This is a genomic window from Runella sp. MFBS21 (assembly GCF_029433105.1).
In the GTDB taxonomy this organism is placed as follows: domain Bacteria; phylum Bacteroidota; class Bacteroidia; order Cytophagales; family Spirosomataceae; genus Runella.
In genome coordinates, this window is sequence record NZ_JARNTW010000001.1 from 1,024,414 (window position 1) to 1,042,016 (window position 17,603).

Annotated in this window: 13 protein-coding genes; 5 read left to right on the forward strand and 8 right to left on the reverse strand. The window is 42.9% G+C overall.

Annotated features, from left to right (window positions below; genetic code table 11):
- Positions 1 to 219: 219 nt before the first annotated feature.
- The 3 genes from P1X15_RS03980 to P1X15_RS03990 form a co-directional block, all read right to left on the reverse strand.
- Positions 220 to 1,116: a PmoA family protein gene (locus P1X15_RS03980; protein ID WP_277336835.1), complete on the reverse strand. Its 897-nt coding sequence runs from the start codon at positions 1,114 to 1,116 to the stop codon at positions 220 to 222.
- A 193-nt stretch (positions 1,117 to 1,309) separates the two neighbouring features.
- Positions 1,310 to 2,479, reverse strand: coding sequence for a Gfo/Idh/MocA family protein (locus tag P1X15_RS03985; protein WP_277336836.1), 1,170 nt, complete (start codon positions 2,477 to 2,479; stop codon positions 1,310 to 1,312).
- A gap of 53 nt (positions 2,480 to 2,532) precedes the next feature.
- Positions 2,533 to 3,939, reverse strand: a complete 1,407-nt coding sequence (locus P1X15_RS03990; protein WP_277336837.1) for a Gfo/Idh/MocA family protein — start codon at positions 3,937 to 3,939, stop codon at positions 2,533 to 2,535.
- Between the two features lie 394 nt (positions 3,940 to 4,333).
- On the opposite strand from P1X15_RS03990, the gene P1X15_RS03995 reads away from it, so the two are divergent.
- Positions 4,334 to 5,446, forward strand: a complete 1,113-nt coding sequence (locus P1X15_RS03995; protein WP_277336838.1) for a LacI family DNA-binding transcriptional regulator — start codon at positions 4,334 to 4,336, stop codon at positions 5,444 to 5,446.
- Here the strand turns inward: P1X15_RS03995 and P1X15_RS04000 are convergent.
- Positions 5,441 to 7,393: an NFACT RNA binding domain-containing protein gene (locus P1X15_RS04000; protein WP_277336839.1), complete on the reverse strand. Its 1,953-nt coding sequence runs from the start codon at positions 7,391 to 7,393 to the stop codon at positions 5,441 to 5,443. The two genes, P1X15_RS03995 and P1X15_RS04000, sit on opposite strands and share 6 nt — an antisense overlap.
- 108 nt (positions 7,394 to 7,501) lie before the next feature.
- The gene (locus P1X15_RS04005; RefSeq protein WP_273211157.1) at positions 7,502 to 8,176 is read right to left on the reverse strand and encodes a ClpP family protease; all 675 of its coding nucleotides are present in this window, start codon (positions 8,174 to 8,176) and stop codon (positions 7,502 to 7,504) included.
- A 140-nt stretch (positions 8,177 to 8,316) separates the two neighbouring features.
- Between P1X15_RS04005 and P1X15_RS04010 the strand changes: the two genes are divergently transcribed.
- The 3 genes from P1X15_RS04010 (at position 8,317) to porV (ending at position 13,622) form a co-directional block, all read left to right on the forward strand.
- A complete protein-coding gene (locus P1X15_RS04010) occupies positions 8,317 to 8,910 on the forward strand; it encodes a sprT domain-containing protein (protein WP_277336840.1) in 594 nt (197 codons plus the stop codon).
- A gap of 36 nt (positions 8,911 to 8,946) precedes the next feature.
- Positions 8,947 to 12,342 (forward strand): type IX secretion system sortase PorU, encoded by a 3,396-nt coding sequence (porU, locus tag P1X15_RS04015; protein ID WP_277336841.1) that lies wholly within the window; start codon positions 8,947 to 8,949, stop codon positions 12,340 to 12,342.
- Positions 12,343 to 12,452: 110 nt separating this feature from the next.
- Positions 12,453 to 13,622 (forward strand): type IX secretion system outer membrane channel protein PorV, encoded by a 1,170-nt coding sequence (gene porV / locus P1X15_RS04020; RefSeq protein ID WP_277336842.1) that lies wholly within the window; start codon positions 12,453 to 12,455, stop codon positions 13,620 to 13,622.
- A gap of 84 nt (positions 13,623 to 13,706) precedes the next feature.
- Here the strand turns inward: porV and P1X15_RS04025 are convergent, their stop codons facing one another.
- Positions 13,707 to 14,228, reverse strand: a complete 522-nt coding sequence (locus P1X15_RS04025; protein ID WP_277336843.1) for a hypothetical protein — start codon at positions 14,226 to 14,228, stop codon at positions 13,707 to 13,709.
- A 106-nt stretch (positions 14,229 to 14,334) separates the two neighbouring features.
- Here P1X15_RS04025 and P1X15_RS04030 point away from each other — a divergent pair, with 106 nt between their 5' ends.
- Complete coding sequence (locus P1X15_RS04030) at positions 14,335 to 15,366, forward strand: acyl transferase (protein ID WP_277336844.1); 1,032 nt, start codon at positions 14,335 to 14,337, stop codon at positions 15,364 to 15,366.
- A gap of 2 nt (positions 15,367 to 15,368) precedes the next feature.
- Here the strand turns inward: P1X15_RS04030 and P1X15_RS04035 are convergent, their stop codons facing one another.
- Together P1X15_RS04035 and P1X15_RS04040 are read right to left on the reverse strand one after the other, a co-directional pair.
- Positions 15,369 to 16,748 (reverse strand): hypothetical protein, encoded by a 1,380-nt coding sequence (locus P1X15_RS04035; RefSeq protein ID WP_277336845.1) that lies wholly within the window; start codon positions 16,746 to 16,748, stop codon positions 15,369 to 15,371.
- Positions 16,749 to 16,806: 58 nt separating this feature from the next.
- On the reverse strand, positions 16,807 to 17,595 hold the full coding sequence (locus tag P1X15_RS04040; protein WP_277336846.1) for a nucleotidyltransferase domain-containing protein: 789 nt from the start codon (positions 17,593 to 17,595) through the stop codon (positions 16,807 to 16,809).
- Positions 17,596 to 17,603 lie beyond the last annotated feature (8 nt).

Sequence of the window (17,603 nt, forward strand, 5' to 3'; positions counted from 1 at the left end):
ATGCTCGTCTGGACATCTTGTCGGGGCGGGTATGGTACAAAATCTCCGACTTTAGATAACACATTAATCAATTTTATTAAGCTCTAAAAATCCAGCGACTTTAGACCATTACCGCCCCAATTTGAAATTGGGGCGAGCGCAGATAGACTTTCCAAGTTTTAAGCTCATGCCTTTGAGAATCAACAGAGTTTTAAACTTGAAACGTCTAAGAAATCCTACTTATTCACTTTTATATTTTTCAAAAAGACTTGCCACATTAGCCGTTTTGTGGTCCCCTGCGTGCACCAGTACACGGTAGCGCAACGATAACTTTTCACCTTTTTTCAACACCGTAGCTTTATCATCTTGAGGCCAGTACATGGGAGTTGGTGAAAAAAAGCCGTAATCTCTTGTAAACCAAGGAGACGGATACCAAGGATTAGACGGATGTTGCATAATAGTAAGTCCTTCTATTTTATCCCCTCTTTTTCCTGAGCAATCAATCCACGGTGATTTCACACCAAACGTCCCCTTTTCTCCCGTATTTCCTTCGGTGTTAATCATCGTTCCGCCGTTAATCACTGCCAAATCGGGATCCATTCGCCCGCTAAAAAGCGAGTGATTGGTTTTCAAAATCGTGACGTCCATGAGCATTTCCATGGTTACATCAAAATCAATTTGGTACAAATCTTTCGACGGGGCAGTAATGGTTATCGTACGAAAGTCTTTGATAGGCGCATTGGCATTGGGGCGTCGCCAAATACATTCATTTTCAATCACTACTTTTTCTCCGCCCGATTGCACAATGTCGGTACGGAGGGCAATAATCTGCCCTTTTTCTAATCCTTCCTGCCAATAATTGCCTTCATTTACTCTATCACACCCAAAAAACAGCGAACTGTGGTGGGGATAATTTCCGTTTCGTATCGACGTCACGCTGGCATTTGAAGGGCCATTGACAGGGAAGAAAAAAGGATATTTTTCATCTTGTGAAAAGATGTAACTCGTAAAAAAGTTATTATTGATCGTAATGTCAATTTTAGAATTAAGCTTTTGGGCTGTAATTTTTGTTTGAGCCCAACCTTTCACAGACGAAAATACGACTGCTACAAAGAGAATACGTTTTAAATAATGCATGTATAAAAATGAATGGCGTAAATAATTTTTTTGGGGGTAGGGGCAGGCCTTGCGTCTGCCCACTGTAAGGTTGTTCCTGACTCGCGTCTGCCCCACTCTTGATGTAAGGGCAGGCATAGGGTTCACTGCTGACGTAAGGGTAGACGCAAGGCATGCTCCACTCCTGACGTAGGGGCAGACGCAAGGCCTGCCCCTACGCTTTGTTCAACGTGATTTTTTGCGCTTGCTTTTGGGCTTTGATAGCCAATTCGGTAGCCAACAAGCAATGCGCTTGGGTCATGGCAGTCTCTGTACGGTTGAGAATATCATCCACGAGTTGGCGGCCATAAGGCAATTCTTGCTGTGAGCAGTCGATATAACGTGTCTCTTTGTGATCGGTCAGGAAGAGGTGATTTCCGCCAGAGCGGCCACCGATGTCGATGTTTTTTCGAATTTCAATGAAACCATCCGTACCTAAAATCGTCAAGCGACCATCTCCCCATGTTTTGAGGCCGTCGGGCGTGAACCAATCGACTCGGATATAACCCATGCCGCCATTGCCACGCAGCATCACATCGCCAAAATCTTCAAATTGTGGATATTGGGGATAATGCGTATTGCCTACTTGCGATGCCACAATATTGGCCTGCGTGGAGTTGGTAAAGAAGAGATATTGGTCAAATTGGTGAGAACCAATGTCACAAATAATACCCCCAAATTGTTCCTTGTTAAAAAACCACTCAGGACGCGTTTTAGGATTCATGCGGTGGGGACCCAAACCAATCGTCTGAATTACTTTTCCTATCGCACCTTCTTTTACAAGTTCTCCTGCTTTGACAGTAGCGCGGTTTTCAAAGCGTTCGCTATACATGATAGAATAAATACGACCCGTTTGTTTCTGAACGCGGCGTACTTCGGCAAGTTGCTCTAGGGTAGTAATTCCGGGCTTATCGGCCATGAAATCTTTCCCGCTTTTCATTACTCTGATGCCTAGAGGGGCACGCTCATTGGCTATCGCCGAGCTCAAAACCAACTGAATAGACTTGTCGTCTAAAATCTCTTTTTCGCCTGAAGCAAGCTTGGCTTGAGGATAACGTTTGGCAAAGGCGGCCACCAAATCTGGCTCTTTGGCATAATACGACACCAACTGCCCACCACCACGGACCACGGCTTCTACTTGACCATAGATATGGCCGTGATTCATGCCAATCACCGCAAACTTAATGCGGGGCGATTCGTATTGAATGGAAGGTGAGGGGGCTACTTTTTCGGTTTTGATATGTCCAAGGGCGTCTGAAGAAAACATAGGCAAAGTCATTAGCCCTGCTGCTGATGCCATTGACTCTTTCAAAAACGTACGACGTTGGTTATGAGATTTTTTCATTTGGGTGATTTATTAAATCCTGATAAGACTTTAAATCTTATCAGGATTGGGGGTTACATTTTAATATTGGTAGTTCCGTAAGGCTTGCGTTGTGGACGGCTCAACATGGCGTTGGCTTCTTTGTCATTGACAAAACGCTCTGCTTTAGGATCCCATTGAAGTTTGCGAGGCAGTTTCATAGCGATATGGCTCACCAAACATACGCTACAAGCTCGGTGGCCAATTTCTACGGGCGAAATCGGCGCTTTGCGTGATTTGACACATTCTAGCCAATTGCCGTGCTGTTCGTCACTTTTGTATAAATGAATTTCGTTTTCTCCAATTACAGATGTCAAAATTTTGGGGTCGCTCGCGTCAAGCGCTTTACTACTTTTGGCTTTAGAGACAGGGTCGCTTGCCGAAGCCACATAATCCCCACGTGATACAAAAATCCAGCCTTCAGTACCTTCATATCGGATACCATTAGGAAAACCTCCACTAGTATACATCGTAATGCCGTTGGCGTATTCGGCTTTGACCATGAAATCGCCATGCACATTCCAAAGGCCTGATTTCGGAAACTCCGCTACGGCTTGTACATAAATAGGGCCGGTATATTCGGTATCCATCCCCCATGCTGCCGAATCAAAATGGTGCTGTCCCCATCCCGTAATCATCCCTGCGCCGTATTGCTCTAAGCGCAACCATCCCGGACGGCCGTAGCCCTGCTGAGGATGAACGCCGATTTCGGTATAAGGCACTTCGGGTGTAGAGCCTAACCACATATCATAATTGAAACCTGCCGGCACAGGCATTGGGGCGGCCGAAGGACCAGAAGGGTCTCCGGGCAACCCCACCTTCACGGTATGAAGTTTACCGATTCGGCCATTGCGTACAAGTTCGGCCGCAATCCTAAATTGAGGCGAAGAGCGTTGCTGAGTCCCTACTTGAAGAATGGTGCCTTTTTTCTGAATAATATCGCTCAACATCCGTCCTTCGGCAATAGTGAGTGAAGTGGGTTTTTGTAAGTAAACATCTTTTCCTGCCAAAGCCGCTTCAATCGCGGGTTGTGAATGCCAGTGGTCAGGTGTACTGATGACTACGGCATCTATGTCTTTGTTGAGCAACATCTCGCGATAGTCGTCGTACATTTTGGCATCGACGTAATTGGCATTACCTGTTTTCTTGGTATAATAGCTTTCTACGAGTTTTTTGCCGTCTTGTAGGCGATTTTTATCGAGGTCGCAAACCGCAATCATGCGCGCTGCTTCATGCTGCATAGTGCCGGGCATGTCGTGGTCGCGTGCGATGCGTCCACAGCCAATCTGCCCAATATTGATTTTATTGCTAGGGGCGTTTTTGCCGAATACCGATGAGGGTACAATCGTAGGAACTCCAATCACCGTAGAAGCTGCGGCTCCTTTGGCGGTAAGCTCAAGGAATTTTCTGCGGGAAACGGAAGGTTGTGAGGCTTTTGACATAGAAATGTTTAGGATTTCTTTATGGTGAAATTTCAGGAAATTGGTTCGGTTTAAGACATTAGAATTGTACAATTTGATTTTTTTCTTAGGTACGTTCTATAAAAACGGAAGTGAAACCCCCAAAATCAAATTGTAGTTAATGTTAGGAGAAGATGGCTAAGATTCAAAAATATCTCGAAATTATTTTACTAAAAAATATTTTTATCTATCGAAAACGTTTTCGGAAACGCCACCGATAGCTATTTTAGACTCAAATATTTTATATAAATTTGTGAAATTGTATAAAACTCCTTTCCCTTTTTTGGAAGTGAGTAGATACTGACGATTTAGTTGAACTTGGAAAAATATAATTTTAATGGTGCCTTGTAAGAAGTGTAGAACAGCTCATAATGTAGTGAAGGCTGGATTTGTAAGGGGCAAACAACGCTTGTTTTGTAAAACCTGTGAACTACATTTTACGGTATCTTTGCCACAACACGAAGAGCCAAAAGCGGCTCGTCAAACTACTATTGTGGATGTGGCTAGGGCATTGGGGGTAGCTCCTTCCACGGTATCGCGGGCACTAAATGGCAGTACAGACATTAATTCTTTTACACGTCAAGAAATCTTACGTGTGGCTACGGAGATGGATTATCGCCCCAATCTATTGGCGCAGAGCCTTCACCGTGGCGAAACACACACAATTGGAGTGGTGATTCCCGATATTGAACGTCCTTTTTTTGCGGGTGTATTGGCAGGAATTCAGAAAGTCGCTACTGAGGCAGGCTATCGTGTAATGATTTGCCAATCCAACGAATCACATTCTACCGAAACCCTCAACGTACAAGCTTTGGTGGCGAGCCGAGTGGATGGGCTCCTTATCAGTCATTCCAAAGAAACTACTTCCTTTGAACACATTAAACTCCAACTGAAAAAGGGATTGCCAATTGTGCATTTTGATAGGGTGTGTGATGAAGTTGACACTGCCAAGGTGGTTCAAGAGGATTTTGAAGGAAGTTTTGCGCTAGTTGAGCATCTGATTGGCCAGGGCTGTCGTCGGATTGCGGTATGTGCAGGCCCACGTGAGCTACTCATTAGTAGTGCTCGACTTCAGGGCTACAAAGCGGCTTTAGAAAAGCATGGTATTGAGCTAGACGAATCCTTGATTTATCATAGTCACTTCAAGAAAGGAGAGCCATTGTTGGCTTTAGAAAAATGGCTTGCGCTTGATGCCCGACCTGACGGAATTTTTGCGGTACATTATGCCAATGCCATCGAAATAATGGTAGAATTGAAAAAAAGAAATTTTCAAATTCCTCAGGAAGTAGCAATAGTGGGTTTTGGTGATGAGTTGATTGCGGAGTTGATTGAACCTTCGTTGACGGTTTTTCATCTTTTCCCATTTGCAATGGGCGAAGCCGCGGCCTCACTGCTCATCGACAACATCATTCATCGTGATACATTTATGGCTTCCACTCAAAAAATGCGGGGTGAATTACGAATCCGACAATCATCATTGCGGTCATAAACCGCGTGGTTGAACCATTACGACCTCTTCTTTGTCTAAAATTACTTCTCCTTCAGGTAAGCCTTTAGGTTTTCTGACAAATTTTTTCGGGGTTACGATTACCGGACAAAGCGTTTCATTGCGGCGTTTCGAGTACCAAGCGGCGATTTGAGCGGCGCGCTCAACGACGCTATTAGGAATTTTTTTGCCTGCTTTGTATTTCACTACTACATGGGAGCCAGCTACATCGCGGGCATGTAGCCAAAGGTCTTCCTTATAGGCGTATTTTTTGGTGAGGAGGTCGTTGTTTTTTGCATTTTTTCCAATCAAAATCACATATCCATCAAACTCGGTGTGCTTGAAAAGTTGGGTAGGAGATAGGACGGGCGCATCGCTGAGAAGATTATTATTTTTAAGGTATTTGCGCAATAGTTTGAGTGATTCAAATGCTTCAATAATGCTGACGTGGTTTTTGAGTTCTTCCAGTTCGCCTTCCCTTAAAGCGATATTCTCTTGCAATTTTTCAATTTCGATGCGCTCATTTTTTGATTTTCGATAATAGCTTTCGGCGTTGCGTTGTGGGGTTAAGTCTGGTTTTAGCTTGATATCGATGTCTTGATTGCGATAAAAATCAAACAATGTTACCCGTTCGGCACGCTCCGGAATTTGGTGAAGATTGGCCATTAAAATATGTCCAATTTCCTCATTTTTGATATTGCTATCAATGTCTAATAATTTCTGAAAAGCTTCTTCCAAATAATGCTCAGTTCGTTGGATACGCTTCTGAATCATTTTGAGGGCTTCGCTTTTTTCTTTTGCAATGACTCCTATGCGATTGTAAGTAGTATAGAAATCATTGAGAGCGATAATGGGGTCGGTATGTTCGCGAACGACCTCCCCCAGCGGTACAAGCGAAAGAGTAGGTTGATGATTCCAGAGGCTAATACGAAATGTAGGATTTGAAAGAAGCATCAACGTATTTTGGATGATTTGCCAACGGTGTTTCGTAGGGGCAGGCCTTGCGTCTGCCCCTACTACGGCTTGAGAGTCTGCGCTTACGGCTTGAGAGTCTGCGCTTACAGCTTGTGCGTCTGCCCCTACGGCTTGTGCGTCTGCCCCTACAGCTTGTGCGTCTGCCCCTACGGCTTGAGAGTCTGCCCCTACGGCTTGAGAGTCTGCCCCTACGGTTTGTGAGTCTGCGCTTACGGCTTGAGAGTCTGCGCTTACAGCTTGTGCGTCTGCCCCTACGGCTTGTGAGTCTGCCCCTACGGCTTGTGCGTCTGCCCCTACAATATCGCCTATGGCGTCAGGTGTGGGCTTTGTGCCAATGTCTATTTGAGTTTGTGCAGACGCAGTAGGGGCAGACGCAGCAGCAAGGGCAGACGCAAGGCCTGCCCCTACATGGGTAAATTGCTTTTCCAGATATGCATTTATTTCCTTTCCAAACGTGGGGAATATTTTACGATGGTCATAATTGGCAGCTTCATAAGCTTCCCAAGATTGGTCGAGAGAGCGGTCAAGCTGCGAGAGTTTTAGAGTATTGTCAGAAACAAGTTTATTGTGAAAAAGGTCGATGACTAGGTCGTTCTCAAACAATACTGCGTTTGAGCGATTGCCAAATAATTTGAAAACGAGCGTGAAATTCTTGTCGAGTACAATCCCCAACGCTCGTTCATTATGAAATTGTCGTATCTCTGTGACCTCCAAATCATAGAGATTTTCGAATAAATCTACGCTATTTTGGCGAGCGCGGTTAAATTCGTCAGGGAAGTTGAAGCAAGCAAAATCAGGTCGTAACATCGCCCGAATAAAAAACGGACGATAGTAATTGTTTTTGCCGCGAGCTTGAGCCAATACGATGACCAACTCATCTTTTTCTTGACTAAAACATTCCATAAACTTCAACCCTTTGGTCAAGGGACGAAGCGCTTCGGTCAAATGTTTTAAAAAATGATAGTTTTGATGCATACCGCAAAGGTAGTAAGCAAGGGGCAGTAAGTAGTATTTTTGGCACAAAAACGCAAAAGGCGGCGTGGATTTTTCCACGTCGCCTTTTGTAAAAAAATAAGTAATCGCCTATTTTTCTCTTACCAATACTTCGTCGATTAAGCCGTACTCCTTAGCTTCTTCGGCGCGCATCCATTTATCGCGGTCGGAGTCTTTTTCGATAATTTCGACTGACTTACCAGTGTGGCTTGCCAAAATATCGTACAATTCTCCCCGAAGTTTCACGATTTCGCGAGCAGTGATTTCGATGTCAACTGACTGTCCTTGGGCACCGCCTGAAGGCTGGTGAATCATAATACGAGCGTGAGGAAGTGCGGCACGTTTGCCAGCGGCACCACCTGCTAGTAATACAGCTCCCATAGAAGCCGCCAAACTGGTACAAACCGTAGCTACATCAGGACGGACATATTGCATGGTATCATAAATACCCAAGCCTGCGTACACGGAGCCACCAGGGCTATTGATATACATCAAAATATCTTTTTTGGGGTCGGCAGATTCCAAAAACAACAACTGAGCTACTACGATGTTAGCGATTTGGTCATCTACGGGCATTCCAAAGAAGATGATACGGTCGGCCATAAGGCGCGAAAATACATCTACTTCGCGGAAATTCATTGGGCGCTCTTCGATGATAGCGCGGGTCATGTTTTCTACGGTATGGTTTACGTAGCCATCAACGGTCAGGCCGTTCATGCCTAAATGTTTTACTGCGTACTTTCTAAATTCTTGTCCGTGATTCATTGTGTTTTACTTTAATAGTTAATCTTTGTATTTTCAGAACATAAATCTTATTCTCTTGGTTCGGTGGACAAAAATGCAGAATTTAGCGTTTGATTGTTGTTTGTTTTACCAACAAAATATCGGTGGAAGCGAGATTTGTCATGCGAAGCATTTTAGAGGGGCATATTCCGGCATCTGCCGTGGAGTATTGTTATGGATTGTGGGAACGCTATCAATTTGATTTTGTGGCTTCTAGGCCACGCCGAACTCGTCTTGGCGATTTTACGGCTCAGTCTGGGCAGCGCGAACGTATCACGGTCAATGTCAATCTAAATCCCTATAATTTTTTGATTACGTATCTTCACGAAGTAGCTCATTTGGAGGTATATCGAGGATACAAGCGTCGCCAACCTCCGCACGGGAAAGCATGGAAAAATCATTTTAGCCTCTTGCTCCAGCCTGTTTTGAATGAGCAAAATTTCCCTTTGTCGGTTTTGGCTCCGTTGCTACATTATGCCCAAAACCCCACGGCTTCTACCGGAACCCACTTGCCTCTCATGCAAGCGCTCAAAAACATTGATGCGCCTCAAACCCATCTTGTAATGGTAAGTCAGCTAAATGAAGGACAGACTTTCTTGCTGAATCAAAAAATGTTTGTGAGAGGTACGCTAAGACGTACGCGGGTCGTTTGTATAGAAAAAGCCTCACAAAAAAAATATTTGGTGGCGGCACATGCTTGGGTTGAGAAAGTGTAAATAAAGAATAAGGTGCAATTTGGGCAACAACTACGGGTGAAAAACAGGTTTGTTTTATACGAAAGACTTTTTCAGGTTATTTGGGAACTTTGTGGGACAAAAACCCCCATCTATTTAGTTTTACTATGGGGGTTGGGAAATCAAAGTTTTGCCCAAAACTCAGTATTATCTTCTGGACAATGGTTTAAGATAGGAGTTACTCAAACGGGTGTATATAAAATTGACGCTGCTTATCTGAAACAAATGGGTGTTGACCCTTCCCAAATCAATCCTAAACACTTACGACTTTTTGGAAATGGAGGAGGTATGCTTCCTCAGTCTAATCAAATACCCCGTGCTGCTGACCTCATCGAAAATGCAGTCTACGTAAAAGGCGAAGCCGATAGCCGTTTTGATGAAGCAGACGCTCTTTGGTTTTTTGGGCAAAGCCCGCACGAAATTAAATACAATGCCGTCGAAAACCGCCTCGAACATCAGCTCAATCTCTATAATGACACTACTTTTTATTTTCTTCAGATAGGGAATGAAGCGGGAAGGAGGATTGTGTCACAATCTGCCGGAAAAAGTGGCGCTTTGATTACGACCTTTGACGATTACGTCTTCAAAGAGAGTGAGTTATATAATCGTACTCAATCAGGGCGTGAGTGGTGGGGAGAATATTTTGGCAGCCAAACTCGTCAAGAATTTAAGGCAGATTTGCCAGGGCTGTTGCCAGATAGCCCCTTCAAATTTACGGCCGCAACGGTGGCTGCTGCGCAAGTGGTCACTAAGTTTGGTTTTGCAATAAATGGACAGGCGATTGGCGAACAAACCATGGGTACAGTTACGACGTACCGTTATGATTCTAAAGGTCAACGTACACAGCGTACTTATGAAGGCAAACTATCAGGGGCTGCTAATACCGTAAGTATGGTACTGACTTTTGATAAAGCAGGACAAGCTAGTGCGGAAGGTTACTTAGATTTTTTGGGGATTCAGTTACAGCGGAATTTAAGGTTATATAGCCAACCTACGATTTTTCAGAGTCTCGCTGCTTTGGCACAAGATTCTGTCAAATATGTGATAAGTCAAGCTACGGCTCAAATGCAACTTTGGGATATCACGATACCGCAGCGGCCACTTCAACAAAGCTATCAGCTCAATGGCACCGAGGCTACCTTTGGAAAAGAAGGAAAAACCATAAAACGTTTTGTGGTATTTACTGAAGAACAACTCCAAAAACCTCTTTCTTTTAGAGCCATTGCAAATCAGAATATACGGGCCATGAAGGCTCCTAATATGCTGATAGTAACGCCTATGGTTTGGCAAAAACAAGCTCAAAAGTTGGCAGATTTTCGAAGCCAAAACGATGGTTTAGAGGTAGCAGTAGTGCCTATTTCTCAGGTATACAATGAATTTGGATCGGGGCAGGCTGACCCTACGGCTATTCGGGATTTTGTAAGGTATATGTACCAAAAAGACCCGCAAAAATTGAAATATCTACTGCTGTTGGGCGATGCAAGTTATGATTATAAAAATAACCTGAAAGCACTGTCTCCTCAAGAGATGAGTTTGTTTGTTCCTACCTATGAGAGTCGCGAGTCATCACAGCCGGTATTGAGTTTTGGATCTGATGATTATTATGGTTTTTTGGAAGATAACGAAGGCGAATGGGGAGAAGACTATAGCGGAAATCATACGTTAGATGTTGGCGTGGGCAGGCTGCCTATTAAGTCAGTAGAAGAGGCTGAAGCGGTTGTCAATAAATTGATGAGATATAACACTAAGCGGTCTAGGGGAAATTGGCGCCAAAAAATCGTATTTGTAGCTGATGATGGAGATAGTAATCTTCATCAGCAAGATGCTGATAATTTGTCTAAAGTAGTAGCAAAACTTTCTCCTACCTATGATTTACGAAAATTGTATGTAGATGCTTATCCCCAAATAGGCACTACAAGTCAACATGCCCCTGAAGTGGGAAAGGCTATTGACAGATACATAAAGGAAGGTGCGTTTATAGTAAACTATACAGGACATGGCGGTACTTCGATATGGGCCGATGAGCAAATTGTTACTCTTCAAAACTTGCTCAGTTGGCGCAATCTCGATAATATGCCTTTGATTATTACGGCCACTTGTGAGTTTGGTCGTTTTGATAATCCTGCCGAGGTGTCGGGAGCCGAAATTGCCGTTTTAAGCCGCACGGGAGGAGCTATCGCAATGCTTACTACTGCCAGGCCCGTGTATGCAAGTACCAATTACCTGTTAAATAATGCTTTTTACGAAGCGGCTTTTCAAAAATCAAGCGGTGAAGTTCCGCGCCTTGGTGATTTGATGAAACATACCAAAAACAACAGCTTTAGTGGCGTGTTTAATCGAAACTTTACGCTTCTCGGAGATCCTTCTCTCAGACTTAATTATCCCGACTATTCGATTGAAATAACTGCAAAAGATACGCTAAGAGCGGGCGGAAAAAGCCAGATTGTGGGAGAGGTTAAAAATGGAGATACCCTCGTTGCAGACTTTAATGGACTCGCACGTGTGACGGTGTTTGGTCCCGAAAACAAAATCGAGACTCTTGGAAATGAAGGCAGTAAAATGGTGTATGGCGAATATAATACGCGCCTTTTTGAAGGGTGGGTCAGTGTCAAAGCCGGAAAGTTTAGCACGGATTTTATCGTACCAAAAAATGTGGAGGAAAAACTAGCCAAAGGCCGAGTGCAAGTGTACGCCGTGAGGGAAGATAGCCTAGTCGACGCAAGTGGTGGGAGTAATCAAATATGGGTAGGTGGAAAAGCGGCAACAGTCGTAGATAATACTCCTCCTCAACTTTCTATGTACCTAAACGATGGCACGTTTGTTGATGGAAATGAAGTAGAAGATAGCCCTGTATTGATTGCTGAAATAGCGGATGAAAATGGTATAAATCTTTCGACAGATATGGTGTTGACCTTAAATGACACCCTTTCGATGGTGGTGAATCAGTACTTTGTGGCCGATAAAGACGACTACCGCAAAGGCACTGTTAACTACCCATTTTATAAACTTTCAGCTGGAGAGTATATACTTACTTTAAAAATAGAAGATACATACAATAATTCAAGTACTCAGACGTTGAGATTTAGAGTAGGAAGCCAGATACGATTAATCAAAAACCTCATTGCATATCCGAATCCATTTGTCGAGCAAACTAAATTACAAATTGAGCTAGTAGATGAAGGAGATGACATCGACATCAAAACTCAAATATTCGACTTGAATGGTCAGCTAATTCGGACTTCAAATCAAACTATCTATCACTCTGATAAAATCATAGAAGCATTTAATTGGGATGGAACTAACAATGCCGGACAAGCAATACCTAAAGGAATGTATGTGTACAAAGTTAGTATCTATTCGCTTACAAGACAATATACGCAAAATCTAGGATGCAAGTTGGTACTTCTAAAGTAGATTTTGAAAATACAAATTAATATCTTTGCAGTTTATAAAACAGAAATGCTATTTTTGACTCGCCCATGTCTTCAAGTTTTAATGGGTAATGTTGGCAAACCAATTTCCTTATGATAAGAAAAATTTCTCCCGTCGCTACATTGTTGGTGGGTTTTTGTTCTTCTTTCGTTGTTTCGGCTCAAATTACTTCTGCTGGACAAGATAGTACGCTACGTGCTGTGATACCTTCAGTACCTTTTGCTGCTTTTACACCAGATGCACGAAGTGCCGCTATGGGTGATGCAGGTGTAGCACTTAGTCCCGATGCCAACTCTGTATATTGGGGATCAGCCAAATTGGCTCAATCTACCAAGGATTATGGTGTAGCTGTGTCGTATACTCCTTGGTTAAGAAACATAACCGACGACATGTATTTTGCAAACGTATCAGGGTTCAAAAAAATTGGCAAAGACCAAGCGATTGGAATAAGCTTAATGTATTTTGACCACGGCAAATTTGAAGCAAGAAACAACTTCGGAACTTCCTTGGGAGACTATTATTCCAATGAATTTTATGGTACTTTAGCCTATTCTCGTAAATTATCGGATAAGTTTTCGATGGGAATTAATTTAAAGTACTTAAACTCAAACCTTGCTGGAAACATTGCAGTGGGAGGCGTTTCGCTCAAGCCTGGACAAACTGTAGCGGGTGATATTAGTGCGTTCTATCAAACTGAAGAAATCGACGAAGGAACCGGCAAAGGTTGGAATTATTCGTTTGGTTTGATGCTTCAGAATATCGGAGGAAAAATTAATTATGGTGGAACCGAAAGCGGTTTTATTCCCACCACTTTCAAATTGGGAGGAGCTGCAACGCGCTTTATTGATACGCACAATAAACTAACTTTTGCTTTAGATCTCAATAAACTTATGATTCCTACTCCTGGTGGAACCAAAGGTAACAATCAAGGCACTATCGCAGCTATGTTTAGTTCTTTTGGGGATGCTCCTGGTGGATTTTCGGAGGAGTTGCGTGAGTTTATGATTTCGGCAGGGGCTGAGTATTGGTACAATGAAGTATTTGCAGTACGCTTAGGGTATTTCAACGAAGCTCGTAGCAAAGGCGATCGTAAATATTTTACAGTGGGTTTTGGCGCTCGTGTTCAGAATCGTTATGGAATAGACTTTGCTTATTTGATGCCTCAGAAACAAGGAAGCCCTTTGGCCAATACATTCCGTATTTCTTTGGTGATAGATATGTTTAAGAAAGCGGCCGATTTGGCAATCGATTCTGAAGAGTAAGCGATAAATAATTACAGAAAAAAAGCAAGCGCGTCGAATTATCAAAATTCGACGCGCTTGCTTTTTTGTTTATACTTTGATTCTTTATTGAAGTAGATGCACCGAAATCGTATCACTTTCTATTACATTGCTGACATTGAGTGCCCGATCTCGTACTCTAATTTGGAACTTTACGGTAGTAGGGCGCGAATTATTAGAATGAGGGAAATAATGTGAGTAATCTAATCGACCTTCGATAGGGCCTTTTTTGCCGTCAGGTTTTAAAATTGGAAAAAACAGCTTATTGTTGCCTGGAAGGGGAAACTCTACAAATTGGTTTCCCGTTGTTCTTCTTAGCGTTTTTAATTCATAATTTCCCCACTCTCCATAGCGTGGATCGTCGCGATTAGCCGGACTTTCACCCAAATCGCCGTCGCCATCTTTAAATTCAATAGTAATAATGACCGAATCCTGTTTTGCTTTTGAAAAAGGTTCAATAACTTCAAATTTGTCCATACTATTGAATGCAATTTCAGGGACGGGACTGTAATCTGGTGGAGTAAAACATCCGGTGGTAGCCGATGCCAACAAAGTTATGGTTAGTAAAAAACGAACGAAGCCCTTCATGTTTATTTTTAATTTTGTTCTAAAGTACAAAAAGTGATTATAGTTTAAACTTGTATGCGGTGGATTTTTTCAACGCTTAACAACAACTACCTAAAGTTTGTTTTATATGTTTACTCGTCAGGATTTGCAAGATGCCATTCTCCACATTACACACCCTACTTTTGAGGAGGTGGCTTTGATGGTTTTTAAGTGGCAAGCTATACAAAATCCACTTTACAGCCAATATTTGAGCTATTTGGGAGTTTCCAGTACTCAAGTGACGACTTTGTCGGATATCCCTTTTTTGCCTATTAGCTTTTTTAAGAATCACACTGTTTTGAGTGCTGCGCCAAAAATACAAACTACTTTTGAGAGTAGTGGTACTACCGGAAGCCAGACGAGCCGTCATCATGTGAGTGACTTGGGATGGTATGACCAAATCAGTACCCGTATTTTTGAAACTACGTATGGGGAGTTGACAAACTACCATTTGTTAGCGTTGCTACCTTCTTACCTTGAACGAAATAATTCGTCTTTGGTGTATATGGTTCAACAATTTATTGCGCAAACTCGCTCTCCATTTTCAGGTTTTTTTTTGCATAATACAGATGAGCTACTAAAAGTGCTTCAACAAATAGTAAGGCAAGCTGATGGCCGAAAAATAATACTGTGGGGCGTCACGTTTGCTTTGTTGGATTTGGCCGAATCGGGGAGGTACAAGGCATCAGAAGACTTGCGGGATTTTTCAGGGCTAATAGTCATGGAAACGGGCGGTATGAAAGGACGTCGCCGTGAAATGCTTCGAGAAGAAGTGCATCAGATACTGACAGAGGCTTTCAATGTGAAAGTAATTCACTCCGAATACGGGATGACAGAGCTGTTGTCGCAATCGTATTCAGAAGGGGAAGGGATATTTGAAATGTCGGCTACGATGCGGATTCTCTTGAGGGATATCAACGACCCTCGCACTGTATATGCTCCTCCTGACACCAAACTTCGCTATGGTGGTATCAATGTAATAGACCTGGCCAATATTGATTCTTGCGCTTTTATCGAAACCCAAGATTTAGGCCGTTTTATAGGTCAAACAGGGACACAGTTTGAGGTCATCGGACGTTTTGATAATTCCGATATAAGAGGTTGTAATCTACTGCTTTAACTTTAAGAAATAGCTTCCAACATTACTTCTACAAAATCTCCAGCGGGAGCATTACAAGTCGGACATACATAAGAGGCTGGTAAAGGGGCGGGTATATCAGCTATGGTAAGGCAATGTTTGCATTGCATAACTTTTTCCATAATGATAGGCTGCAACCCAGGGGTTTTACGGGTAAGGGTGGTTTTTTTGTCGGTCGAAAGTTGTTCATAATACTTTTGAGTAAGACGTCTTAAAACCTCTGGGAGATTTTTGCGAGCTACATCACCGGCAAAAGTTTCCCATTCGCTATTGCCGATATAAAAATCAGGCGAGTGAATCACTCTAAAACGCTCATAATCGTCGGACAGGGGTTCTATAACAATAGTAGAAGTGGTATCGGGGCTTCGCTCTCCTATGCTAAAACTTAGACTAGAGGTACGTATCCGAGTGCGCTCAAAAGCATCTACAAGTTCGGTTTTGAGGCGCAAAGCTGCGGCGTCAGCATCAGGTAGCTGCCAGTTGAGCTCAAGAAAGGAATAATGAGTGTGTACGCCCCAAAGCCCCAAGAGTTTTTCCCATTGATAAATGGTCTCTTTTGGAATGTCTCTAATAACAAAAGTTTTGAAGGGGGTCGTATAAATACGGCCAATTTTGGTGTCTTTGCAAAGTTGAGACAATGCCTCTATGAAGGGCGCTTCAAATTCATTGGTACGTTGATAAAGCCCAATCCAATAATGTCCATCATAGCGATAAATACCTTCGTGGCGGGGATAAGGCTTAGGTGTAAGTCTCACTTCTTGCTCAATACGACGAGTACGGCCCGAAAATTTGGAACAAACTTGCTGGAAAAATTCCTCAAAATTTACGAGAGGAGTAGAATTGTAGAGAACAGACTCAATGGTTTTGACCCATTGGGCGATTTGTTCGCCATCAAGCAACTCAGGCCATACGCGCATTTTTCCTAACGCAGGGATTTTTATCACTAAATACCAAAAGGAAGGGGTGGCAGAGGCAATAAAATTGAGCTCGCCCGTAAGCGGTCGGATCAACTCTTGGGTGGGGTCAATAAGATTGATTTTGAGGCGAGGTTCAAAATCAAAAGAATCAATAATATCTAAATAATCTCCCGAACGTAGCCATGATAATTTAGGAAAAATATTCTGAGCTACTACCGACGATACGATGTTGGGATGTGCTGAGTTGGCTTCTTCCACCTTAAACCCATATTCAGCGAGTTGGTGACGTAAAATAGGTAGCTGCCCATCTGAAGAAGGTATCAATAAATCTTGTCGGAAACCTACTTCTATTTTGCCTAGTGCATATTGTCTCGTCAAAGAGGCTAGCCTTTGAAGTTCGTCGGGGGTAATTACCCCGCCTGGGGTCAAGATGCGAAGAAAAGTCATGTTATTTTTAAAGGGAAGGGTGAGGTGGGAGTTGAACAACTTCGATTACTAAATTTACTTACATTTTTTCTATTTCTGTTAAGAATTCTTTCACAGATTTTTCAGCCTCTGATTTTAGGTCAATATTAGATTCAAATAATACCAAACGAAGCTCTTGATACATGGCAATAGCCTGCCACAGAGCTTGGGTTAGTTCTTGGGCCGTCATACCACCTATGGTTTTTCTAAGTTGAGTTAAGTCTTGCGCCGATAGTTTGGTTTCTACTTTCCGTACACCGCGTGGTTGATTACCGTTTTTGATATGAAGCAGAGGGCCGAGTACTACCATTCGTAGAAAACCTAAAAAATCGAAGGCTTCAAAGAATTCTCCCCGGCCTATTTTTAGTGAAGCATAATGTATCCATACCCAAAATCTGTCCTCAATCCACTGGTAATCAGGGTATGGCCAAGTGGCTTGGGTTGTTTGAATAATCTGACTGAGGATATGATCGCGTTCCCAGACGATAAGGGGATTTTCGATGCGTTGATAAAATTCGTTGGGCGTTAAAAACTTGATATCCACATGCAAGAGAGGATTGGCATAGAGACAAATGAGGAGCCGAGGTTCGCCTACGTGCTCGCCAGTGAAAGCTGACAATACCGTACCAAGTTGATGAGCGATGTTTTTCATTTGATTGACATCGCTTGAGTAGGGATGTTGAGATACCAATACCAAATCTAAATCTGAAAAAGAGTCGGTTTCTTTGGTGATGTGAGAACCAGCTACGGCGAGGCCAACCATATCAGGAAGGGGGCTTAAAACCTCGATAGCATGTGCAATAAAATCATCGAAAATAGAGTGTTGCATAGCTTGTT